Source organism: Clostridium sp. BJN0013, assembly GCF_040939125.1.
GTDB lineage: Bacteria > Bacillota > Clostridia > Clostridiales > Clostridiaceae > Clostridium_B.
The window spans coordinates 333,666-357,591 of sequence record NZ_CP162495.1; the positions used below are offsets into that span (position 1 = coordinate 333,666).

The following is a 23,926-nucleotide window of genomic DNA, read 5'->3' on the forward strand; positions in this document are numbered from 1 at the left end:
AAGATTAAATGTTGTACAAAAACATTTGTATATATTTTTATAACGTGTAAGTGTATAATAATGATGTAAATAGCATTATTACATTTTTAAAATTTTATAAATAATTTTATATTAAGGTGAGTTATATGCAGGAATTACAGGGAGTTGTAGAAGATATAATATTTCAGAACAAGGATAATGGGTATGCGGTGGCTAAAATGAAAGAGAGAGAACATACAATAACTATAGTTGGATGTATACCTTATATAATAGAAGGACAAAATTTAAAGGTTTCAGGAGAATGGGTAATTCATCCTGAATTTGGGCATCAATTTAAAGTTAAAATATTTGAAGAGATAATTCCAGATACCTTAGTTGGTATAGAAAAATATTTGTCTTCAGGTATTATATCAGGCATAGGACCGGTTACTGCAAAAAAAATAGTAGAAAAGTTTGGAAAAGATACCCTTCATATACTAGATAGCAACATAGAAAGGCTAAAAGAAATAGAGGGTATAGGGGCAAGAAAAATATCCTTAATAGAAAAATCTTATTGTAAGCAATATGAGATAAGAAATATAATGATATTTATGCAAACTTATGGAGTGACTCCTAATCAGTGTGTAAAAATATACAAAAAGTTAGGAGCTAACTCTATAAATATGGTAAAAGAAAATCCGTATATTCTTACAGAAGAAATATCAGGAATAGGATTCAAGATAGCAGATAAAATAGCAAGGGGTCTTGGCATAGAAAAAGATTCTCCTTTTAGGATACAAAGTGGTATAAAATATTTAATAAATAAATTTTGCAGCATGGGAAATACTTATATGCCTATAGATATATTGATAAAAAATGGAATGAATATACTTGGGGTGACTCAAAAAGAATTGGAGAAAAATATATATGAAAGTTCCTTAAATGGGAAAATAAAGTTAGAACAATGGCAAGATAAGGTCTGTGTATTTTCTATGACCTATTATTATTGTGAATTAAGTGTAACTAAGAAGATATTAACTCTAGCTTTCAACAAGTATAAAAATATAGATTTGAATATACATGAAGAAATTAAAAATTTTGAAAAGACAAATGACATAAAATTCGATCTTTCACAAAAAGAAGCAATTAAAGGGGCAGTAGAAAATAGTGTAGAAATAATAACAGGAGGACCTGGAACAGGAAAGACTACTATAATTAATTGTATAATTCAGTTATTTGAAAAATCTAACTTGAAAGTTCTCATGGCTGCACCTACCGGAAGGGCTGCGAAGAGAATGTCAGAGGCAACTAATAAAGAGGCAAAAACTATACATAGATTACTTGAAATAGGTGTGGAAAGTGATGAGGAAGCATTATTTTTTTCTAGGGGGGAAGAATCTCCTCTTCAATGTGATGTAGTAATTATAGATGAAGCTTCTATGATAGATATAGTAATGATGAATAATTTATTAAAATCTATTTCATTAAAAACAAGACTTATAATAGTAGGAGATTCACAGCAGCTTCCTTCTGTAGGACCTGGAAATGTACTTAGAGATCTTATAGATAGCCGATGCATTAAAGTAGTTAGGTTAAAAGAAATATTTAGACAGTCAAGAGAAAGCATGATTATAGTAAATGCCCATAAAATAAATTCAGGAGAAATGCCAATCTTAAATAAGAAATTTAAAGATTTTTATTTTATAAGATCTTTGGAATTCTCTAACATATTAAATCTTTTAGTAGAATTAGCAAATAAAAGATTACCAGCATTCAATGAGCATTGGGATAAAATGAAACATATTCAAATATTATCTCCTATGAGAAAAGGAATTTTAGGAGTATCAAATTTAAATAGAAAACTTCAGGAGGTTTTAAATCCTAGAAGTGATAATAAAAAAGAAAAGTGCTTTAGAGATATGATTTTTAGAGTTGGAGATAAAGTAATGCAAATTAAAAATAACTATACTTTAAAATGGACAGGAATTTCAGAAGAAAAAGAGGGAAAAGGTATGGGGATTTTTAATGGTGATTTTGGATATATTGAGGACATTGATGAAGAAAAAAACACAGTAACTGTTATATTCGATGAAGAAAAGAGAGTTGTATACGATAGTATATGTTTAGATGAACTAGATTTGGCTTATGCCATAACTATACATAAAAGTCAGGGTAGTGAATTTCCTGTTATTATTGTTCCTATATTTATGGGGTCAGTTTTACTTATGAACAGAAATTTATTATATACAGCTATAACTAGGGCAAAAGAGATGGTGGTGCTTGTAGGAGATTTAAGAGCCTTAAGCTTTATGATAGGTAATAATAAAAGTTTTGAAAGGTATTCCTTATTAAAATATAGAATAATGGATATAATGGAGAGTGAAGTGGATGTTACTTTGGAACAAAATGAGTTTCATTGATAGGAAAGAAGAAATAAGTGAAGAGATATTAAAGTGGAGTTTTACTAAAGAATCTTTTTTAAGTGTTATTTCTGTTCCGTATAATTCAACTAAGAGTTTTATTCAGATTATTCAACGTTATGTAACTGAAAACAAGAATGTAATTTATATAACTAATGAGGAATTGGGTAATATTGATATAATAAAGAATATAGAAAAGTATGGAAAAGTTGTGGATTATGCATATGTGGAAAATTCAGAAAAGTGTATAGAATCTAAGCTAAAGGTATGTAATTTCGAAAATGCCATAAAGTTAAAAGAAAAGTTTAAATTAATTATATATGATGATATAAATAGTTTTTCTGAATACAATAAATATGAAATATTTGATTTGATTGATAAATTAAGCTGCAAAGACAGTAAAGTTATTATATATTCTATAGAGAATATATTCAAACACTCAAGAGAAATATTTATACCAGTTAGAAAAGGGATACAAATAGTGGAACCAAGGTTAATACTTACAAGACTTAATATAAATGAGAACATACCATTTGTTGTATACGAATATTTAAGATGGTCTATGGATATAGGAAAAAAAACTATAATATATGTTCCAAATGAACAAAAATTACAAAATGTATGCCTGTATATTTATAAATATTGTAGAAGCTTTAGTAAAAATATTATACCTTTTTTTGATGGAAAATCTAATGAAACGTTACTCAAAGAATTTTTACACGGGGTAAATGACATATTAATAACTAATTCTTTTCATAGAGATATATGCAATGTAAAAAAATGCGATGTAATGGTATATTTTGCGGATAATCCACAGTTTGATTATAAAAAAATTGTCTATTTATGCAGAGGAAGAGATATAGGAAGAGGTGAAAATAGCTTAAAAGAAGAGGTTATATTATTGGCTAATTTAGAAAGTGTACATATGGAAGAAGCTAAAAATATAACCAGGAATTTTAATAGGAAAGCATGGAAAATAGGGTTATTAAAAATCTAAGGTTTTTATTGGATTGTGTACTGGATTTAGTGTATTGCGGAGATGGAAAATGTATATTATGCGGAGAGGATTTATATGAAGATGAAATTATATGTACTGCTTGTGAAAATAATGTAAAAATTTGCAAAGATAGTTTTAATATAAAAGTTCATAATAAACAGTGCAGATGTTATAGCAGTGCTTATTATTCTGGAAGTATGATGGAACTTATTTTAAAGTTAAAATATAAAAATTCCTTTAAGGCAGGAGAAGTTATAGCGAAGTACATGAAAAATACAATATTTAATAATAAAATTGAGTTTGATATTATAACTTATGTACCTATGACAAAGAAAAGTATTAAAAAAAGAGGATACAATCAAAGTGAATATCTGGCAAAAACACTGGGGAAATGTATGGATAAACCTGTTGTATCCTGTCTGAATAAAATAAAGGACACTAAAGATCAAATTGGATTGAGCAAAATGAATAGGTGGGATAATATTCAAGGAAGTTTTAAGTTCAATGATAGATATTCCATAGAAAATAAAAGTATTTTAATAATAGACGATGTATTAACTACTGGTGCTACAGCCTTTTATTGTTGTAGTGAGCTTATTAAGGGTAAGGGGGGAAAAATTAATATATTGACTGGAGCCAAAAGTAAGGTATAATTTTATTAGTTGGGTTAGGTTTGTGGTTGAAAATCGATGCTAGTCGCAGGCAAAACGATCCACGTAAGTTGAATAAAATATTTAATGAGCATGGTGCGGTTTAGAAGTAAGTCCTGCCGTAAAATACGAGAGGATTAGTAGTGAGAGGGTAATTCCGGGTAGTGAACGTTCCAGCAGGCGAGTGTGGGGGCAAAGACCAGGTCAACTAACTCACAAATGCACCAATCGTGCAACTGTAGCAGCCTTTTTTAAGGCTGCTATATTAATTTGATTTTAAATATTCCCGCCTTATTCCCGCCTTAGAGAAAATGGCTATGTTCTTGGGTAGTACTTCTGCTTCAATAAGGTCATGACCATAATTATGATATGGTGCAAAATTATTCATAGTTGAATTTTTTAGTGTTTTTATGTGGTAAAATAAACAATGCGATTTAAAGAGTAAATATACTTTCATTTGATAAATTTAAAATTTACTGCCATATTGACTTTTTACGCAAACAGGTATATGATGTAAAAAATAAGAGTAAAAGTCGGTGAAGAGAAGTAGTAGATATGGGAATTTAGCTAAAGCGAATTTGGGATAGTGAGAGCCAAATGCTGTAGTCTATATTGAATGGGTCTCCGAGATGTGATGTGAAATAGAAGTAGCAATAAACGGATAGTCCACCGTTAAAAGGACAGAGTATCGAGTAATCTCCGTACCTGAAAAAGCTGATTTTATATTAAGGTGGTATAGCATAATGTTCACTTTGCCCTTATTAGGGTGAAGTGTTTTTTTATTTTATAGAACTTTTAGCTGTTATTTTCATATTAGTATAAAAAATAAATATGGGTGGCATAGCAGTCACTTTGTCCCATATGGGGATAAAGTGGCTTTTTTGTTTATAAAACTATTTATGGAAAGGATGATATTCATGTTAAACTTATGGTTTAGAAATAATCATTGTTATTTAAGATAGACAAACTTAGGAGGTTAAAAAATGAGCCAAATTAAAGTATATGATCTAAAGAATAACCTAAATAATATTAAGGGAAAATTATCAGAGGTTATTCATCCTTGTGTAGTGGATGTTTTTCAGATGCCTGGAGATAAGAGATTCTATAGATTCTTTCCTTTAGATAGAGAGGATTTTTACTTTCAAACCAACAGAACAGAAAAATATACAATAACTGAAGTTAGCATATTTGAGGGAAGAACTACTGAAGCAAAGAAAAAATTAATAAAGCTTTTACTTGAAAGAATCCAAGAAGAACTAAATATTATGCCTAATGATATTGAACTAACAATTTTTGAGACTTCTAGCCATAATTGGGGAATAAGAGGATTACCAGGAGATGAATTAAGTTTAAATTACAATATCGAAATATAGTTTTGGAGTGGATGATATGGAGAAGAAATTGGACTTAAAGAATATCGTTCTAATAGGAAGAACTTTTAATGAATATTATAGGATGTTTGATATTCATAATATAAGTAAAAGTGAGAGAATATTGGATGTAGCTTCAGGTGTTAGTTCTTTTTGTGCAGAAGCTAGAACTTTAGGATATGATGTTACTGCTTCTGATAGAATTTATTGTTTTTCAGCTAAGAAAATAAAAGAAAAGTGTGCAAAAGATTTAGAAATAACAATGACAAAAATGGAAGAGATTAAAGATTTGTATAAGTGGGAGTATTTTAAAGACATTAAACATTTAAAAGGACACCGTAAAAAAGCGTATAAGACATTTATTCAGGATTTTAAACAAAATTCAAGGGTGGAATATGTTACTACTGAGTACCCTAAAAGCCATTTTAAAGATAAACAGTTTAATATAGCTCTTGTATCACACTTTCTGTTTATGTATGATGAGCATTTAGGTTATAAATTCCACAAAAAGGTTATTGAGGAATTAGTAAGGATAACATCAAAGGAAATAAGAGTATTTCCAATAGTCAATTTAAAATGTGAGAAATCTCTGTTTGTTAACAGGCTAATAGAAGATAAATGCTTTTCTAAATATGAAATTGAAACAGTAAAAGTAAATTATGAATTTGTGAAAGGTGGAAACGAAATGTTAGTAATCAAGGTTCAATAATAGTACTTGGTTCATCAATTCAATCATATGGAATGAAGCAGATAAACCTCTGAAAATGATAGGCCTATTTATACAGCAAAAGAAGGTGCTGACTATTTTAAAATTGATATTGCTCAAATGGCACCAACATTAATAATATATACTGCTAAAGGGTTTTATGTACTAGTTATATCAGGTGAAAGAGGTCATGTAAATTTCAAGGAAATAAAATGCTTGCTAAATTGTAAAAACGTTAAATTAACGACTAAAGACGAAGTTAAATTGATAACGGGATTTTCAGTTGGTAATGTTCCAATACTTGAAATCCCATTGCCATATATAATTGATAAGAGACTTCTATTGAGTATTTAGCTATTATTATATGATTAACATACTCTTTTAATTCATTACTTATTATTTTCAGCATAAAACTTTAGGGATTCTCCAATAAATTTAGATGCACCATTTCCATATTTTTTATCTGTTGCTTTTATAAATTCAGACTTTAATAAATAAAAATCTGCCATATACCCCAAATAATTTTCTCTCTCATCTACTTTTAAAGTTTCATGTATTTTTCGGGTCTCATTTGCTATTTCAGAAACAATTTGCTGGATCGCTTTTGAAGTAGGATCTTTACTTAGGTTAGATCTAAGCTTTTTATATAGAGTTTCTATTTTAGGCTCATAATCCCCCAAATAAATTTTTAAAGCTTTTCCAATAAATTTAGACGCACCTTCTCCATATTTCTTATCAATTTCTTCTATCCATGATATACCACTTCCACCATATTTCTTATCAACTTTTATTTCCTTAGGAAATACTAAGTAAAATTTTACCATAGTGTACCAATAATAGTCTCCCATGTTAGTTTTAAAAGCTTCATAATCTTTTTTAGCTATATTAGTTATTTCACCAGCAATTTGTTGAATTTCATCTGAAGAAGGATCTTTACTTAAGTCAGCTGTAAGTTTTTTATATAGCTCTTTTAATTTGGGATGCTTATCATAAAGACAATCTTTTTTAAACTTATCAATTTGTTCTGATTTAGTTATTGCCAAACTATTATTTAAATTTTTCTTCAAAGCTTCAGTAAATTTTTTTATACTTCCATAATGCTTTATAGCATCTTTAGCAATCTCATCCTCCTTAGATTTACATTTTTCAATAAATTCATTATAATTATCTACACTACCATAAATTCTGATTACTTTATCTTTATTTTCTTTCTTGAATTCTTCTAATACATTATAATATTCAGTCATATCAAATTCTTTAAAACTCATCGTATTCGCTCCCTTCAAAGTTTTATTTATAAGCTCTATCAAGCTATTTAATTTATCTCGTTTTAAAACGATTAGCTTTTTATGACTTTCTAGTGCTTTCATCTTGTCAAAGTGAGGGCTAGTTATGATTTCTTTAATTTCTTTCAGTGGTAAATCAAGTTCTTTAAAAAACAAAATCTGCTGCAAAGTTTCAAGAGCCTCATCGTCATAAATCCTGTAGCCTGTTTCTGTTAATTTAGTTGGTTTTAATAATCCAATTTTGTCATAGTGATGAAGCATACGCACACTTACTCCTGTTAAATCCGAAACTTGTTTTACTGTTCTCATAACTTTACCTTCAACTTTGATTTTAGAGCTGTCAATGCTGCCAAATACTCTGTCGGCTATGAGTTTTAGTTTATATCTTCAAACTCTATTTTTATATTATACTATGACATAATGTTAGGGTCAACACTTTAAAAAATTTTTTAATTCTAAAAATCATTAATATCACTTAAATTTTTCTAAACGAAATAAAAACTAGTAATTGCTATTTCCCTAATATTCTATAAAATCTTGAAAGTCGTACTTCATTTGGTATTGTTATAGCTCCACTACTTAGGTCTGAATTGCGTTTAAAATATTGCTTTTGGATACGTATAGTTCTTATTTTATGCTGTAATCTAAAAAGGCAATTATGTTTTTTCCTTTACATATGTTGCTTCTTAATTTTTAAGATTAGGATAAATAAAATAGAAACTGCAAGGCATTAAAAAGTATAATGTTTTTTATTGTGCTCAATATTTTTACAAGCATTAAATTCTCTTGTTGAATTCTTTATGTAGTTAATTAGTAAAAAATAATATATAATGATAATATAAATTTGATTTAGGGAAGGTGAAATATGATTAACGTAGATGCTGTAGTAAAAAAAATCGAAGCATTACCACCTCACTTATTACAGGAAGTATCAGATTATATAGATTATATAGAATTTAAGAATAATAAAGATAGAAATCTAAAAATAGATGATATAACACTTGCAAGTGAAAAGAGTTTAGCAAAGGATTGGCTTGATCCAGAGGAGGATAAAGCATGGGAGAATTTATAGAAGGTGATGTAGTTGTTGTGCCCTTTCCATTTTCTGATTTATCCAATTCAAAGAGACGTCCGGCATTGGTATTAGCCAATCTAGAAGGTTATGATTTAATACTTTCGCAGATAACAAGTAAAAATATATGTGACATATATTGAATTAAGCTCATTAATGATGATTTTACTAAAGGATCATTAATGAAAGATAGCAATATAAGATCTAATAAAATATTTACAGCTGACGAAAATATAATTATTTACAAAATTGGGCATTTAGCTGACGGAAAAATGAACAAAGTAACTGAAACGGTTATTAGGATTTTAACAGAAGGGTAGATATTTTTATTATAATAGGCGTAATTATTTTATTTTCCTATATGGTAAAAAACAATATATCACAATATAGTTGTGATATATCTCAAGTCATAGTACAAAAATGAATAAGTTTAAATTTATGAGGCACTGGCCAAGATTTAACTCTGCCATTGTTCAGACAAGAAGATTGGCCAGTGCTTTTAATTTAAATGAGATATTCCCCCTAAAAACCTAGGAAGTGCATAAACGGACTTTTTCAGTTGTAAGGAAACCTTAAACAAGTTATATTTTTTACTACGTTCAAAAAAATAGCTTGTTTAACGGGAGATTAAAGAAAAAGGTAACTATTCAACAATAATATGTATTAAAGGTTATTGGGGATGTAGTATTAATTGTAGTAATTTTGCTTTAAACATTGCTTAAATCAAGTAGTATCAATGGATAGCGGCTTTCAATAGTTCAAATCCCTCTTTCTACTCCATTATGATTCAATTTCTTATATGGAAAAATAAAATCTTCCATACTCATTTGTGTATATATTTTCTACATTTGTACAGAATATGCAATCTGAGACTGAGGATATAGAATTAAAGGCAGCACATGTTGATTGTCCTAAAAAATTATATGATACTATTTCTAGTTTTCCCAATAAATCTGGCGGTGGAATTATTATATTTGGAGTAGATGAGAGGAGAGATTTTGAAGTAGTTGGAGTATATGATGTTAACGACTTGCAGAAAAAAGTTGTACAACAATGTAATTTAATGATACCAAAAATAAGGCCTATTTTTACTGTACTTGAAATAATGAAAGGAAAGTTTGTAGTATCAGCAGAAATATCTGAAATTCCAAAGGAAGAAAAACCTTGTTATTATTCAGGTGTGGGAATTCAAAAGGGGTCATATATAGGAGTTGGTGATGCAGACGAGCCAATGTCGGATTATGAGGTATATAACTATCAATCATACATAAACTATAATATTGATACAATAGAAAGTTCTTGATTTCAATGACTTTTAGCGTTTTTTGAGAAAAGTCAGTTGGAAATTTTAAGATTTGAGACTTGGATTTATTGATTTTTATATTGGACATGCACACTCCTAGAGTTTTTGGATAGAGGGGTGTGCATTTTTAGCTTGGGGTGTGCACTTTTTAGCGGAATAGATTGCTATAAAAACTAAGCATATTGCAATAGTTTTTGTAGCAGCAGTTGAATATATTTCCTCAGACAAGGCAGGAAGAAAGCAGAAATTAAAAAGAGTGCTGATAATAAAAATTTAGAATCAATGTACAGAATAGAAAATATACTAATAAATATGGCTTTGTGGGAAAGTTATACTGTGAGAAGTGAGGGGGAAGACTTTAAAACGCAGATGATGATTTAATATTAAATAGAGCTTTTATTCAACTATATGGTTGCTGATAAAGGCTCTTTTAAAATATTTCTAGATAATATGGGAAAATTTACAAATCAAGATACTATAGTAGCTAACATTTCAAAAACTTCAAAGGAAATAACCCAAATAGAACAGGACTTAAGTGAATTGGTTCAATTAAAGCTTAGAAAGCAAATATATGATAAATATTACAATAAGGAAAAAGTAGAATATATAAAGGAAAGCATAGGTAATGGAAGTGAGCCTCTTACAGAATTTGATGATAGTCTGTTTATAGCCCTTATAGATAAGGTAATTATAAAATCGCCTAAGTATTTCAATTTTTGTAATGGGTCAGATCCTCATGCAAAGATTGGAAGTTTTTTAACTTATTTTTTTAATCTATTGAAATTTTTTATTTGAAGCATTAATCCAAATGATACTGCAAAAGATTATAAAATTATTTTTTAACTACATATTACTTATTGAGGTTTATGCGTATATTATGTTGCAAAAGTATGTAATTTTATTGTATTATATAATTATTTAAAATTACATAATATTGGATTGAGAGGAATAATGAGCGGAAAAGAGTATTATAAAACAAAAATGGTTGAATATGAAAAAGCTAGAGACAAATTAGCATCATATAAGGAAGAGCTTGATAGATATTTAGACAGCTGTAGGACAGATTTTAAAGACTTTAACACTGTATATGAAGCAAGCTATAATCTTCAAGGGGAAGTTATGGATAATTTTAATTATAAATCAGAGGATTTTAGCAAGGAAGTTAATCAACTATTTGGTAAAATTGAAGATGATATAAGTATTATTGATAACCAAAGAGCTAAAGCTAATGAATTATATAACAAGTATAGACAGTTATATGAAGAAGCATGTGAATGTGATAATTAGAAAAATAATTATTTTAGTTAGGAGATAAAAGATGCTTTATAGATTAGATAATAGTATACATGATGACATAGGAAATTTTATGAATGGTAATAAAACTTTACAAGAGTCTTTAGATACAGTTAATGAGGTATTATCAATTTTAAATACAGATGTATGGAAAGGGAAGAGTAAAGAATCAGCAATAGATTTGATGACAATATTAAAAAAATATCACGAAATGCTTCTAAGTGTAGCTAAAGATAATGTAGACACAATGGTTAAGTTAGAAACTAAAGCTGAAGAATATATGCACAGCGGTAAAATGCCATCTTTATGGAAGTAGTATGGAGGAATGAAAATGATTAGTGCAAGTGAATTATACTATCTAAATAGGGCACTAGATGGAACACCGATTTTGGGTATAAATCCCGTTGAAACTTTGATTAGTAATGATAAAGGTGAAAATTCACCAAAAAAATCATTAATTAAGAAAAAGATACTACAAAGTAATAATGGATTAAATGAAAAATCGTTTAGAATTATTAGTAACTTAGAAAAATATAAAAAGGCAAAAAGGCACATATGGATTAATAATTTATTAATATCACTAGATAAGACTGATTTTTTAGTATTTTTAAAGAACAGAGAAAAAGGACAATTTATTATTGAGAGAACAAGCAAATCTCTTATGCTGTATGAGATAATAAAAAATTATCAATTTTTATGGAATAATACAAAGGTAGAGGATAGCGAAAAAGAAATAATAGAACCTAATAATTTTATATTAAATGAAATTAAATAAATGGATGATACCATAAAGGTAAGTGGTGAATTAAAAAATATTGCAAACAAAATAGGTAAAGCATCAGAGTTAGTAAGTGATGCATCCACAATGTATCAACAAACATTTGAAAGTTTTATAGGAATGTATTTAGGAAAAGCTGGGAATGATGAGAAAGTGCTGTCAGATAATTTTGTTAAAAATTTAAATACATTAAGTTATTTTTATGGACAAGCAGAGTATTATGTAAATTATTGTTTAGAAAATTTAAGTAAGCAAGATGAAGAAGAAGCAGAAAGTTATGATGCAAATATGGTGTAGCGTAGCAAATTGGTAATATGTCAAGAGCAAAATGAAAAGGATATGAGGAGAATGCAAAATGAGAAAGTATATTTTAGATTCAGATCTTTTATCTAAGAAAACTACTGCTGCTTACTCCATGCTAAATGATATGCTTCCAGTCCTGGATAAGATAGAGGAAACTAGCAAGGAAGCATTTGAAGAAATAAACGCTCATGACGAATTAGGAAATGTGGATTATACATCAATAAAGAATAATATGGAACATATTGAAGAATACATGGATAAATATAAGGCTTTCGGAGCAGTATCTAGTGGTGCTGGACAAAATAGTAGTAGTGGATATAATTATAATATGAGTACTGTAGGTCATAGCAGCAATGATGGATTTATAGGGGAGTATCAAAGAGAAGTAGATGATGTATTCTATAATGATCTGGTTAAAACAATAAAAAAGCTAAGAGATTCGAAGTTGCAAGATATAAGAATAGATAACAATGTAGGAATACAAGGAAAAAGACCTGCATCGATATTTGATATGAATACAAAAGTATCAGATGGAATTAACAAGGATAAAATAGGCTTGGAAGACCTACTTGGCTTTGGAAGAATATCAATGGCTATGCATCAAGAGTATGAACAGATAAAATCTCAAATAGATGCCTATAATGCAAGTTTGCCAAAGTATAGTTCAGAAAATGCTTCAAAATTCCTGCCAGATTTTATTAGTAAGCTTATATTTGATTCGGAAATAGATAAGGAAAAAATAAATAGTTGTGATGATTACATAAAAAAATGGTAACTTCATCAGACTTTGATTACGAATGGTGAAAGAACAGCATCTATTGCAGCAGATTTCATACCAGTATTTGGTAAACTTAAAATGTCAGGTGAAATAGTTGAAGGAAAGGATTTAGTATCAGGAAAGCACTATAGTACAGGAGATCAATTGTTTGGACTAGGTACTCTAGGTGCAGGAAGTCTACTAGGAAAGATATACAAGGGAATAAAAACAGGAATGTCACCAGAAGTAGAAGAGGCAGCAGGCAAATTAAGTAACGGAACTGTATTTGCAATGAATGGTGCTGGTGGAGCTAGTGGAATTGAAAAACTTGCTAAGAATATAACTAAAAAGATTGTTGGTAAGGGAGAAGGGGCATCTGAGGGGGCGGGTAACCCTAATTCAATATATAAGAGCAATCCATTAGAAAATCCAAAGGTTGGAAAAGATGTTATTGAAAATCCAGATGCAGTGTATGGATATTCATTAAAACCAGAATCAAAATTAAATTCTTTTGGAGTAGATTGGACAAATACGGATGAGGTTGCATATGCACAGAGTGAAAGAATCAGATATCACGAGCATCTTCAGCAAAAGAAAGCAATGTTGAAAGATGAAATAACTAAATTGCAAAATGATGGATATTCAATGGAAGATATAGCTAGAATGAAAGTTGAACAAAGAAATCAAGATAGAATTAATAATTATATTAAATCTGATAATTATGATGGATTAGAAGCAATGAAACAAAGAAACTTGGAAGAATATCAAAGAGCTGAAGGACCAACAACAGACCAATTATATAAAAAATATGGTTCATGGGAAGAGGCTATTTATTCAAGCGTAAGAAGTAATCCTGCAATGGATGTAGTAACAGGATTATATGATATATACGGAGGTAATTAATTATGCATGAAGAAAAAAGAAAACATAATAAGATATGGTATAAATATAATGATTTTATGTTTAGAGTTGAAGCTATTGATAATGAAAATACTGTAATATGGTTAAATTATCATTTTAAGAATCCAGCCTTTTCAATGGTTATGAGAGATTTTTTAAATAGGATGGAAGAGTATGGAATACCTATAAAAGTAAATAATATTTGGAATAAACATAGAGGATTTGAAGTTAAAAATACGGATGTAAAATTATTAATTGGAGAGATTATTAATTTTTGTGATGAAAATGATGTGGAATCAATGGTTTCAAAAGACATCTATTTAAGAGATGAATGGTATGAATAATTTTTAATTGTGACATAATGGAAATGCTATTAGCTCAATTTGCTAAAGACAATGGAGTTGATGGTTCGCTATTGAGCTATGATGAAATTCTAAAATTCCGAAAAATGGATTTAACAAAAAATGATAACCTAATGCTTAATATTGGAGGGGAAAATGCTTAGTTTTATTGGTATGGGAAGTGCTTTTAATACAGAAATGGGAAATACAAGTGCTTTTGTAAAGCAAAATGGTAGCTTACTTCTTATTGATTGTGGAGGAACTGTTTTTCATAGATTACAAGAACTAAATTTATTCGATGGACTTGAAAATTTGTATATTATTGTAACTCATACACATCCTGACCATGTAGGAAGCCTTGGAGAAGTAATATTTTATTCATATTATATTTTGAAACATATACCAACTATTTTCTTTCCTAATAAGGAACTAATTGAAGGTTTTCTAACTAGTATAGGTGTAAGTGTTGAAATGTATAAACTCAATAGTTGTGAGAGAATAGATGCGGATGATATACAGCTAGGAAAGTTCAGTATAGAATTTTTGTCCGTTTCTCATGTCGATACAATACCAGCATATGGATTTATAATGAAAATAAAAGAGAAATCATTTTACTATAGTGGTGATGCAAATAATATAAGTGTTAATGTTATTAACATGATTATAAGTGGAGAAATTTATAGAGTTTATCAAGATACATGTGGATTAGACTATAAAGGAAATAATCACTTATCATTAAGAAAACTTTGTAGCATAGTACAGCCTAAATTTAGAAATACGGTTTACTGTATGCATCTTGATAAACATATATCAGAGAAGGAAATAAAAGACAAAGGGTTTAATGTTGTTGAAGTATATAAATAACAGTACTTACGCAAAAACTTGTACCTAAGATATACCAATAGTTCCATGTCTTAGATGTTTCTAAAAGGTTGTTGCTATGAGGTTTTATAAAGATTTAGCATTAAAATTTTAGAGTTAATAGCCTAAATAATAATAGCAATATGTACTGTTTAGTTACTATTTACCGATTTAAATAAGCTTTTTATATTGAATTTAAACAGAATATATAAAAAATCATGAGTAAAAGTTGCCTAAAACCCCGTAGCAACAACCCTTAAGCAATCTTAGAGTCTATAAAACCTTGATATATCTAAGTTTGAGTTGGTCTGCGTAAGTACTGTAAATAAGAATAAAAAAATCTAACTACAGAATTTTCATGAATCTGGCTACAAAATAGTTAAATATGTTGTAGAAGTGTAGCATTCGTTATATTGTGTAATTTAAGATGTAATCTGATGTATAATAATACACTGCATAATAATAATTTTGTAGCAAGTTTGTAGTCTACCACATGAAAAATACACTCTAAAAACTGTAAACAACTACCAAAAAGAGGTTTCAATGCTGACAGTCATGGGAAAAATCACGAGTGTTGATTATCCAAAATACGTAAATAAAAAGGTATGAAAATGAGGTCATCCTATGGTAATATTAATTTGCTGAGAAAAAATACTACTGTTTAGGAGAGTGACCTCATGAGAAATAATACCACTATATTTGATATATTTCAAGCACTTTTAAAAAAAGAAGAAGTAATTACAGTATGTGCGGTTTTAGGCTATAAGGATACATCAAGAAAATTCACAGTATATGATTTGTTTCAATTTTTTATAGCGACAGCAACTAATGAATACAAAAGTTTTAGAGCTGGTTCAGATTTTATGAATGAAGCTGGATTAAGAGCAGTTGATTATTCCACAATTTCGAAGAAAGCAGCAAATGTAGATTATAAAATAGCTAAGAAATTATTTGAGATTCTTATAACTAAATGCAATCGTTCGACTCGAAGAATACTTAAATTACCAAAAGATTTATTAGCAGTAGATTCCACTACTATAACTGTTGGTGAAGGCAGATTGAAATGGGCAAAGTTCAAAGGTAATAAGTCAGGAATAAAGCTGCATGTGGCTCTTAATGTAAATACTTTAATGCCTCAAAAAGTCATTGAAACTACTGCAAACAAACATGATGGTCCAAATAGGTGAAAAACTTATTAATACAGATTGTATTTTGGTAGAAGATAGAGCTTATGGGAAACATAAGAGATATGATATGTTTAAATCTATAAAACAAGCATTTGTCATAAGAATCAAAGATAATATAACACTAAGTTATCCAAAAAACATAAAAAGTTTAAGAGCTGAAAATTCTAATATAATCAAGGATGTTACTTGTTACCTTGGAGAAGGCTCTTCTAAAACTGAAAATAGATTTAGAGTTGTTGAATTTAGTGACTTATATGGAAAATCCATAAGGGTATGTACTAACTTAATGGCTATTACACCTGAAAAAATTGCAGATATCTATAAAGAAAGATGGAAAGTTGAAAGCTTTTTTAGATTTATAAAGCAAAATTTGAATGTTAAAAGATTGTTTGGAACTAAAAAAACTGCCGATGGCAAAAACCTATCGACAGTTTTTTATTCTCATAAATGAAATATTTAAAGAATAAAAATTAGTTATCTGTTCTTTTCAATTGTTCTTCTTTTACTAATACTTTTTCTTCATATCCATCAATTTTCTTATCCAGACGTTCTAGCGTTTGCTTCATTCCATTAATTCTCTCAACAAGCTGACTACGCTGTTCTATCAAGAGCTGTTTTCTAGCCTTAATTGTAGAATTTCCCTGTTGAAACATGGTTACATACTCAATCAATACTTCAATTGGAAGACCTGCATTTCGCATACATTTGATAAATTCGACCCAATTACAGTCTTCTTCCGTGTAGTCCCTAGTTCCACTGGCATTTCGATTCACAGGTGGAATTAAACCTATACGCTCATAATACCGCAATGTATCAGCTGTTATGCCATATTTTTGACTTACTTCTGCAATCATCATAGAAAAGCACCTCATTTATCGAATAAAATTTGTGAATATGGTTTGTTCTCTTTCCGGTAAAGCAATACCCGCTTTTGTTCCGGCTTCTTTGCATTTTAAAAAGAATGCCATATTAATTGGCATCTCCATTAATGTAAAGTATTTATTTAATTGATCGAAAGTTGCCGTAGTTCCAGCTCTTCTGGCTGATACCACAGCAGCTGCAGGTTTCAAATAAAAAGATTGTTTACCCGAACATAAATCTGCATAAAATACACGATCCATAAAAGAAGTAATTGCCCCGCTGGCAGCTGCATAGTGTACCAGAGAACCAAATATATATCCATCAAAATTTCCTGCTATTTCAAGAAATTCATTGACTTTGTCATCAAATACACAATGGCCTATTTTGACACAGCTTTTGCAGGCAATACATCCAGTCAATGGCTTCGTTCCAATTTGAAATATTTCCACATCTATTCCTTCGTGATTTAAAGTTTTTGCCACTTCATGTAATGCTGTATAGGTACATCCTTTTTTATGTGGACTTCCATTTACTAATAATACTTTCATAGTTTGCTCCTTCCATCTTAAACTTAAATATTTTCTGACATAACCTATTCTAAGTATCCATGATATATTTTTCAAAAATCATTATAAGTTTCTAGAGTAATTAAATATTCCACTAAACTTGCTAAAAACATATTTTCCAAATTCTTTATTTTTTTACCTACGCTTTTTACTTGTATTTCTTTGTTCTATATATACCCTATCACTTGAAGTATACTCCAAGTCAAGTATTTTTTAATAGAAATATTGTAAAATGAAAAGGTAATTTGTTGTTTGCACTACTTAATTCGTGTTTCGTGATTTTAGTCTTGCACGATATTTGGCTACAAAGTTCCTCTTTCAAAAGATAAATGCTATAATTTTTATTAGCAAGGAGGATAATTGTAATGAAAAAATTAATTCTAATTTTAGGGATAATAGTTACAATAATATTTGTGGGGACGCTAATAAAAGGCATAAATTGAAATAATAAAAATGATTCACAGCCATAAAAGTACTTGCTGTAATGGCAGGTGCTTTTGTTATGTCTGTAAAAAGGGGATGGAAATTTGGCAATAAATGCAGGACCCGTAGTAGCTTTTTCCGGGGCTTTTGATTTAATCTTATAAAAAGGTGGTATAAAATGAAAAAACTCACACATGATGTTTTTTTAAATAGAATATTAAATATACATGATAATAAGTTTAAAATATTAGGCGAATACAAAATAGTAAAACAAAAAATAATATATGAATTAAAGGATAAATTGAGCAATATAAATATGACAATACCGAGCGGAAAAAATACGAAATTGTTTATCTAATTTGTAATGAAAGGCAATTAATTATTGTAAAATTTGATGGTGTAAGAGGTTTTATGGCAGATTTTCTTCTGTATTTAGAAGATGAAGAATTTATTTATCAAGCTTTTATTGAACCAAAGTGAGAGCAGCTCATTACTCAAGACAAATGGAAAGAAAAATTTCTTGAAGCTACTTCTAGTAATGATTTACAAATAATCGATGAAAACGATAATGTTATTTTATATGGTTTTAAGTTTTTTACTAATAAAAATAAAGATTTATTTGTTAAAGAGTTAGAAGACAAGCTATTTGATGGAAGGTCTTTGGATGAGTCAATAGAATTAGTGCAATATTCAGGAAAAATGCCTGTATAAAATCCACTTTAGAACATAAAAGCCCTGGATGGCCCCAGAGCTTTTATCCATGATAAAATTATTTCATGATAAAACTATTTAGTGAGATAATAAAGGATTTTATAAACATTAATTATTATACCCAATTTACCACGTTTTATATTTATTCAAAAGTTGGAGTACTTAAGTGAAAGACTCGTACCTTAAAAGTCTGAGGCTTTTGCTGTTTATATTAATTGTGGGCGTAAATGAAAGATTTAATATGTAGAAAACTTCTGGCTAAAATAAAGCTGGATGGTATGCTTTATAAAGACTGTACAAAGGATTGAGAAAATTAAAGGATACTGTTAATTAATAGCATATTCATAATATATTGTTTTATTCATTCAAATAATTATGTTAAATAATTTTAGAGAAGCAATTAAAAATTTGTTCATACAAATATAAAAAATACATAAATTTAGTATCTTTAAAATATTACCATTATTATGCTATAATGTATTTAATAGTAATGATTCATGTTATATAGAATTACCCTCTTTCTATCATTACTGTATGAGTGATTACAGGGATAATAGGTCGGCACAATGGAAGGGGGTAATGTGAATGAACTTTTTCTTTTTGTGTATTATAGTGCTTTCAATTACTGAGATATTGAGTTTATGTATTATTTCAGTTTTCTGTTATAAACAAGATAAACTTAAAATGTTTTTTGAAAGCAAGAACGGTATCTCGAAAAACAAGATTTTGACGGATATTAAAATTAAAATAGATAAACTAAAAAAAGAAAATAACAAGTAACTTTTGGGAGAAGTCACTTGTTCATATATAGGTTCTTTCTCGTATAACATGATTTTATAAATTTACAGTTTCTCTGTAATCACTCACCTACATACCTTATTATTATATTATAATTGAAGCAAAAAATATACTTATTTATGATATTTTTTATTAGTTTAATTGTTATTGTCTAATTTATTTTAACAAATATTGCCAAAGACTCATTTAATCACCTGAAGTGTTTTTATAGAAATGTATAAACAACGAATTAATTATTGGAAGTTGTTAAATATGAAATAAAGTCAGATAAAGCTACTAAATTTGTATATAGGGTTGTTTACCCAAATCTAGTTTGATTTTAAATTGTTTTTTACACCCTTAACTAAATTAACTATATTCATATAAGCATATAAGCCTGCTGTGTTCCTTTTGTTACAATAGGTCTGCCAAAGCTTACCCAATGTAATTTCCTTAAGAGTTTAGCAAGAACTTCGTTGGGCAGGCATGGCTTCAGATGCTTGTGATGCCTGGAACAGATACAATTGCCCTATTGGGAACGTAACTTTTGAACCTGGGTGTCGTAACAACTGGTATAAACTGCAGGTGGTCAGATTCTGTTAGTTATAGGCGGAAGAGGCTAGTATCAAGAAGAAGATAAGCCAGCACAGGAACTCCATCCAGGAGATGTGGTAAAATCGGTTAATGTGAAACACTGGTATGATGCTGCTAAAACAGCTGGTTTGTACATTTTTCTGTAGAGACAAATGTACAGGCTGGTTCGGCAGAGTGATTGGAGGCTGTGGCAGATGAAGAATACAACAAATTAAAATAATTGAGAAATGAGGTGAATGAAGCATAAATAAGAATATCCAGTTTACTTCTATTCTGTAAGTGCATAACTTAAAATGGTAATTAATCGTACAGTTGCTGAGTACACTGAGATTAAAAATAAAGAATTATATTTCATTATTATTATTGTATAATTAGTGTTGTTAGATTGAATTTATTTTTTAATTCCTGTTAGTGTGATTTGTGAGTCCCCTTCATAATTCCTTATCTCAAATAAATATTATGTACGTATAAATATTCATATTATAAATTAAAGTCATCCTATTGAGAGAAATAAATATCAGGGAAATATCAAATATTTATTATTAAATTTAATATTTACTATTTTATATTCATGCATAATATAGTATAATCATAAATATAAAAGGAGGTAAATATATGAATTTAGTATTAGAAAATAGAAATTTATTAAACTATTTACTGGTAAGTAAATATGTTGATTTTGATAAAGAGATTATACAAGATAAAGCAAAGGAACTATTTCATGAAAATTTAGATGAAATTAAAAAAATTAGAATTGCATTTGAGTATGTTAGAGATAAGATTTCTCATTCTTGGGATATTCAAAGTAAGAAGATAACAAGAATTGCTTCAGAAGTATTAAAATATAAAGAAGGTATGTGTTATGCAAAATCCATGCTATTGGCTGCATTATTAAGGTATCAGGGTATTCCAACTGGTTTTTGCTATCAAAGATTAATATTAGGAGATACTCCACAAACAGGATATTGTATACATGCCTTAAATGCAGTTTTCATTTCATCAACAGGCAGATGGATACGTATAGACGCTCGAGGAAATACAAATGGCAAAAATGCTCAATTTTTTATAGATAAAGAACAACTTGCATTTCCGATCCGTGTAGAATATGATGAGATTGATTATCCAACAATATTTGTTAATCCTATTAAAGTAACAACTGAAACATTAGAAAATAATACAAATTGTATTGAAATGATTAAATATAATTTACCTACTGTATTAAGATGACTTTAATAATATGAATATTTTAAATTTAAATAGTAAATAAATACGAATTATATTAAAGCGGAGAGAGTCACAGTAAAATATTATTAGGCAGAAAAAAAGGAAAGGCCGCCAGCAATTACCTAGCTGAAAGGCCTTTTATTGATACTAAAGACTTTTTATAATTAATTTTGAGAAAACAAATATAGAAAGAAGCTTTAGTATGAATAATATAATTTTAGATGAATTGGAATTGAATTTCAACAGTATAGAGAAGGAAATTTTTGAGGTTGTATGCAAGATAGGTTTATCAAGGATAAAGGTTATCTTGGAAAATGTAGATAATTTGATATTTGAAAGCAGGGATACTAAAAGATATAGATATAAGTTTAAAACAGATGAAAAGATAAAAGAAGAACTACAAGAGGTATATAGCTACTATAAGAGTAATTTTAATGCACTTACAAGATACCAGGATAGATCTGAAGATGACAGGCGTGAAATTAACTTGTTTTTAACAGCCAAAGGTAAGGAAATATCACAAAAATCAACTTAGACTCCTGCATCATATATTGCTATGATTTCAGCGTTAGAAAAAATATCGACGGAAGATATTGATACACTACTTCATATTCATAAAGAACTCTTAAGATCTATACAGTAAAACATGAGATTATATAAAAAGATTGAAAGTAGGATTAATACGATTTTGAAATAAGACATAATTTTCTTGGAAGTGTCACAAGTGTAATTTATTATAAATTAATATTAAAAGCAGGAATTATCATAATAGAAATATAATACTAAATTTGTGAATTATCTAAATGAAGAGGAGTGTAAAATTATGGAAACAAAAGGACTTAACGAATTTCAAAAATCATTAGAAGATATTGTAAAAGAAATTGAAGAGCTAGAAAATAAATTAGAAGTATCATTTGATGAATTGTTTAATGAAGATTTTATGCGGCAATATACATCTTATAATACCTGGGATGAATTGTTAAATAAGAGTGGTTTTGGAGTAAAAAATAATGAAGATTTTGAAAAGATTCCAAATAAAAAATTGAATAGATATATCAGAAAAGTAACATCTTTTAAAAATTGGGAAAATATGATTAATAAAGCCACTGAAATTTATATTTATAAACAAATAGGAATTTAATTTTTTGTTTATATAGAAATATAATTAATACAAATAATAGATTTTGATTTATAATAAATAGTATGTTTGATAATCAATTATTGAACGATAATAAAAAATAGCTATTTACAAACTTATTTACATATTATATACGGAAAATAGTATATAAAAAATGTTTCATATTTATACAAAAATGTAAATGAAGAGAGGATTAATAATGACTGAAAAGATTAGAATGAACGTACCTTTAGTAGAAATGGACGGAGATGAAATGACTAGAATCATCTGGAAGATGATTAAGAATTTACTCTTGGAACCATACATAGACTTAAAAACTGAGTATTATGATCTTGGACTTGTTAAAAGAGACGAAACTAATGATGAAATAACTATTGAAGCTGCAAATGCAATAAAAAAATATGGTGTTGGCGTAAAATGTGCTACTATAACTCCAAATGCTAAAAGAGTTAAGGAATATAACCTTAAGAGTATGTGGAAAAGTCCTAACGGAACAATAAGAGCAATTCTGGATGGTACAGTTTTCCGTACACCTATTATAGTAAACAGTATAAAACCTCTTATGAGAACATGGGAAAAACCTATTACAGTTGCAAGACATGCATATGGTGATGTGTATAGAGATGTAGAGTACAAAGTAGAAGAACCTGGTAAAATGGAATTAGTGTTCACTTCTGAAAAAGGAGAAGAAACAAGACAAACACTTCATGTTTTCAATGGACCAGGTGTTGTAATGGGAATGCATAACCTTGATAAATCTATTGAAAGTTTTGCACGCTCCTGCTTTAATTATGCATTGGATATGAATCAAAATTTATGGTTTGCTTCAAAAGATACGATTTCTAAGACCTATGATCATAGATTTAAGGATATATTCCAAGAAATATATGATGCTGAATACGATACTAAGTTTAAGGATGCGGATATAGAATATTTCTATACATTAATTGATGATGCTGTTGCTAGAGTTGTAAAATCAGAAGGTGGTTTTATATGGGCATGTAAGAATTATGATGGTGATGTGATGTCGGATATGGTTGCTACTGCTTTTGGAAGTCTTGCAATGATGACTTCAGTGCTTGTGTCACCTGAAGGCTATTATGAGTATGAAGCAGCTCATGGTACTGTACAAAAACATTATTATCAGCACCTTAAAGGACAGCTAACCTCTACAAATTCCATGGCTACTTTATTTGCATGGACAGGAGCTCTACGAAAGAGAGGAGAAATAGACGGAATAGATGAATTAGTTGAATTTGCAGATAAACTTGAAGATACATCTATCAGAACCATTGAAGAAGGCGTTATGACTAAAGATTTAGCTCCACTTTCAGAGTTAGAAAATAAAAAAATAGTTAATACAGAGGAGTTCCTTTTAGAGATAAAGAAGAGATTAGAAGAGTAGTATTAAATGACGGTTTGTTAAAGACTATCTTTGGGATGGCGTTGA

Annotated in this window: 32 protein-coding genes; 28 read left to right on the plus strand and 4 right to left on the minus strand. The window is 28.8% G+C overall.

What is annotated here, in order from left to right:
• Positions 1–125 precede the first annotated feature (125 nt).
• From AB3K27_RS01845 to AB3K27_RS01870, 6 genes are all read left to right on the plus strand, one after another.
• Positions 126–2,378 (plus strand): ATP-dependent RecD-like DNA helicase, encoded by a 2,253-nt coding sequence (locus tag AB3K27_RS01845; RefSeq protein WP_368489563.1) that lies wholly within the window; start codon positions 126–128, stop codon positions 2,376–2,378.
• On the plus strand, positions 2,365–3,375 hold the full coding sequence (locus tag AB3K27_RS01850) for a hypothetical protein (protein WP_368489564.1): 1,011 nt from the start codon (positions 2,365–2,367) through the stop codon (positions 3,373–3,375). Before AB3K27_RS01845 ends, AB3K27_RS01850 begins: the two co-directional genes overlap by 14 nt.
• On the plus strand, positions 3,348–4,028 hold the full coding sequence (locus tag AB3K27_RS01855) for a ComF family protein (RefSeq protein ID WP_368489565.1): 681 nt from the start codon (positions 3,348–3,350) through the stop codon (positions 4,026–4,028). The genes AB3K27_RS01850 and AB3K27_RS01855 overlap by 28 nt, the downstream gene beginning before the upstream one ends.
• 980 nt (positions 4,029–5,008) lie before the next feature.
• Positions 5,009–5,398, plus strand: coding sequence for a tautomerase family protein (locus AB3K27_RS01860; RefSeq protein WP_368489566.1), 390 nt, complete (start codon positions 5,009–5,011; stop codon positions 5,396–5,398).
• A gap of 16 nt (positions 5,399–5,414) precedes the next feature.
• Complete coding sequence (locus AB3K27_RS01865) at positions 5,415–6,104, plus strand: hypothetical protein (protein ID WP_368489567.1); 690 nt, start codon at positions 5,415–5,417, stop codon at positions 6,102–6,104.
• Between the two features lie 66 nt (positions 6,105–6,170).
• Complete coding sequence (locus AB3K27_RS01870) at positions 6,171–6,455, plus strand: YbaK/EbsC family protein (protein ID WP_368491146.1); 285 nt, start codon at positions 6,171–6,173, stop codon at positions 6,453–6,455.
• A 35-nt stretch (positions 6,456–6,490) separates the two neighbouring features.
• On the opposite strand, the gene AB3K27_RS01875 is transcribed toward AB3K27_RS01870, so the two are convergent.
• The gene (locus tag AB3K27_RS01875) at positions 6,491–7,696 is read right to left on the minus strand and encodes a MerR family transcriptional regulator (protein ID WP_368489568.1); all 1,206 of its coding nucleotides are present in this window, start codon (positions 7,694–7,696) and stop codon (positions 6,491–6,493) included.
• 556 nt (positions 7,697–8,252) lie between these two features.
• Here AB3K27_RS01875 and AB3K27_RS01880 point away from each other — a divergent pair.
• The 16 genes from AB3K27_RS01880 to AB3K27_RS01955 all read left to right on the plus strand — a co-directional run bounded on the left by AB3K27_RS01880 (position 8,253) and on the right by AB3K27_RS01955 (position 16,633).
• Complete coding sequence (locus tag AB3K27_RS01880; RefSeq protein ID WP_368489569.1) at positions 8,253–8,459, plus strand: DUF2281 domain-containing protein; 207 nt, start codon at positions 8,253–8,255, stop codon at positions 8,457–8,459.
• Positions 8,444–8,602 (plus strand): hypothetical protein, encoded by a 159-nt coding sequence (locus AB3K27_RS01885; RefSeq protein ID WP_368489570.1) that lies wholly within the window; start codon positions 8,444–8,446, stop codon positions 8,600–8,602. The genes AB3K27_RS01880 and AB3K27_RS01885 overlap by 16 nt, the downstream gene beginning before the upstream one ends.
• Positions 8,603–8,641: 39 nt before the next feature.
• Positions 8,642–8,779 carry a hypothetical protein gene (locus AB3K27_RS01890; RefSeq protein ID WP_368489571.1) on the plus strand — a complete coding sequence of 46 codons (138 nt, stop codon included), beginning with the start codon at positions 8,642–8,644 and terminating at the stop codon, positions 8,777–8,779.
• A 509-nt stretch (positions 8,780–9,288) separates the two neighbouring features.
• Entirely contained in the window at positions 9,289–9,762 is a 474-nt protein-coding gene (locus tag AB3K27_RS01895; RefSeq protein ID WP_368489572.1) for a helix-turn-helix domain-containing protein, read from the plus strand.
• A gap of 450 nt (positions 9,763–10,212) precedes the next feature.
• Positions 10,213–10,557 carry a hypothetical protein gene (locus AB3K27_RS01900; RefSeq protein WP_368489573.1) on the plus strand — a complete coding sequence of 115 codons (345 nt, stop codon included), beginning with the start codon at positions 10,213–10,215 and terminating at the stop codon, positions 10,555–10,557.
• Positions 10,558–10,713: 156 nt separating this feature from the next.
• Positions 10,714–11,049: a hypothetical protein gene (locus AB3K27_RS01905; protein ID WP_368489574.1), complete on the plus strand. Its 336-nt coding sequence runs from the start codon at positions 10,714–10,716 to the stop codon at positions 11,047–11,049.
• Between the two features lie 31 nt (positions 11,050–11,080).
• Positions 11,081–11,371, plus strand: a complete 291-nt coding sequence (locus AB3K27_RS01910; RefSeq protein ID WP_368489575.1) for a hypothetical protein — start codon at positions 11,081–11,083, stop codon at positions 11,369–11,371.
• Between the two features lie 15 nt (positions 11,372–11,386).
• Entirely contained in the window at positions 11,387–11,830 is a 444-nt protein-coding gene (locus AB3K27_RS01915; RefSeq protein WP_368489576.1) for a DUF5081 family protein, read from the plus strand.
• Positions 11,831–12,130, plus strand: a complete 300-nt coding sequence (locus AB3K27_RS01920) for a hypothetical protein (protein ID WP_368489577.1) — start codon at positions 11,831–11,833, stop codon at positions 12,128–12,130.
• Between the two features lie 58 nt (positions 12,131–12,188).
• The gene (locus AB3K27_RS01925) at positions 12,189–12,911 is read left to right on the plus strand and encodes a hypothetical protein (protein WP_368489578.1); all 723 of its coding nucleotides are present in this window, start codon (positions 12,189–12,191) and stop codon (positions 12,909–12,911) included.
• A gap of 12 nt (positions 12,912–12,923) precedes the next feature.
• Positions 12,924–13,796 carry a pre-toxin TG domain-containing protein gene (locus AB3K27_RS01930; protein WP_368489579.1) on the plus strand — a complete coding sequence of 291 codons (873 nt, stop codon included), beginning with the start codon at positions 12,924–12,926 and terminating at the stop codon, positions 13,794–13,796.
• A 2-nt stretch (positions 13,797–13,798) separates the two neighbouring features.
• On the plus strand, positions 13,799–14,137 hold the full coding sequence (locus tag AB3K27_RS01935; RefSeq protein ID WP_368489580.1) for a hypothetical protein: 339 nt from the start codon (positions 13,799–13,801) through the stop codon (positions 14,135–14,137).
• Between the two features lie 17 nt (positions 14,138–14,154).
• On the plus strand, positions 14,155–14,298 hold the full coding sequence (locus AB3K27_RS01940; RefSeq protein ID WP_368489581.1) for a hypothetical protein: 144 nt from the start codon (positions 14,155–14,157) through the stop codon (positions 14,296–14,298).
• On the plus strand, positions 14,291–14,998 hold the full coding sequence (locus tag AB3K27_RS01945; protein WP_368489582.1) for an MBL fold metallo-hydrolase: 708 nt from the start codon (positions 14,291–14,293) through the stop codon (positions 14,996–14,998). Before AB3K27_RS01940 ends, AB3K27_RS01945 begins: the two co-directional genes overlap by 8 nt.
• A gap of 674 nt (positions 14,999–15,672) precedes the next feature.
• Positions 15,673–16,182, plus strand: a complete 510-nt coding sequence (locus AB3K27_RS01950; protein ID WP_368489583.1) for a transposase — start codon at positions 15,673–15,675, stop codon at positions 16,180–16,182.
• Positions 16,163–16,633: a transposase gene (locus AB3K27_RS01955; RefSeq protein WP_368489584.1), complete on the plus strand. Its 471-nt coding sequence runs from the start codon at positions 16,163–16,165 to the stop codon at positions 16,631–16,633. The genes AB3K27_RS01950 and AB3K27_RS01955 overlap by 20 nt, the downstream gene beginning before the upstream one ends.
• Before the next feature lie 19 nt (positions 16,634–16,652).
• Here the strand turns inward: AB3K27_RS01955 and AB3K27_RS01960 are convergent, their stop codons facing one another.
• Together AB3K27_RS01960 and AB3K27_RS01965 are read right to left on the minus strand one after the other, a co-directional pair.
• Complete coding sequence (locus AB3K27_RS01960; RefSeq protein WP_368491147.1) at positions 16,653–17,039, minus strand: MerR family transcriptional regulator; 387 nt, start codon at positions 17,037–17,039, stop codon at positions 16,653–16,655.
• A gap of 15 nt (positions 17,040–17,054) precedes the next feature.
• On the minus strand, positions 17,055–17,591 hold the full coding sequence (locus tag AB3K27_RS01965) for a flavodoxin family protein (protein ID WP_368491148.1): 537 nt from the start codon (positions 17,589–17,591) through the stop codon (positions 17,055–17,057).
• 619 nt (positions 17,592–18,210) lie between these two features.
• Here AB3K27_RS01965 and AB3K27_RS01970 point away from each other — a divergent pair.
• Complete coding sequence (locus AB3K27_RS01970) at positions 18,211–18,390, plus strand: hypothetical protein (protein ID WP_368489585.1); 180 nt, start codon at positions 18,211–18,213, stop codon at positions 18,388–18,390.
• A 938-nt stretch (positions 18,391–19,328) separates the two neighbouring features.
• Positions 19,329–19,523, plus strand: coding sequence for a hypothetical protein (locus AB3K27_RS01975; RefSeq protein WP_368489586.1), 195 nt, complete (start codon positions 19,329–19,331; stop codon positions 19,521–19,523).
• Between the two features lie 376 nt (positions 19,524–19,899).
• Here the strand turns inward: AB3K27_RS01975 and AB3K27_RS01980 are convergent, their stop codons facing one another.
• The gene (locus AB3K27_RS01980; protein WP_368491149.1) at positions 19,900–20,040 is read right to left on the minus strand and encodes a DUF3189 family protein; all 141 of its coding nucleotides are present in this window, start codon (positions 20,038–20,040) and stop codon (positions 19,900–19,902) included.
• 689 nt (positions 20,041–20,729) lie between these two features.
• Between AB3K27_RS01980 and AB3K27_RS01985 the strand changes: the two genes are divergently transcribed.
• From AB3K27_RS01985 to AB3K27_RS02000, 4 genes are all read left to right on the plus strand, one after another.
• Positions 20,730–21,341, plus strand: coding sequence for a transglutaminase family protein (locus AB3K27_RS01985; protein WP_368489587.1), 612 nt, complete (start codon positions 20,730–20,732; stop codon positions 21,339–21,341).
• A 199-nt stretch (positions 21,342–21,540) separates the two neighbouring features.
• The gene (locus AB3K27_RS01990; protein ID WP_368489588.1) at positions 21,541–21,873 is read left to right on the plus strand and encodes a UPF0236 family transposase-like protein; all 333 of its coding nucleotides are present in this window, start codon (positions 21,541–21,543) and stop codon (positions 21,871–21,873) included.
• A 288-nt stretch (positions 21,874–22,161) separates the two neighbouring features.
• The gene (locus AB3K27_RS01995) at positions 22,162–22,479 is read left to right on the plus strand and encodes a hypothetical protein (RefSeq protein ID WP_368489589.1); all 318 of its coding nucleotides are present in this window, start codon (positions 22,162–22,164) and stop codon (positions 22,477–22,479) included.
• 196 nt (positions 22,480–22,675) lie between these two features.
• Positions 22,676–23,881, plus strand: coding sequence for an NADP-dependent isocitrate dehydrogenase (locus AB3K27_RS02000; RefSeq protein ID WP_368489590.1), 1,206 nt, complete (start codon positions 22,676–22,678; stop codon positions 23,879–23,881).
• Positions 23,882–23,926 lie beyond the last annotated feature (45 nt).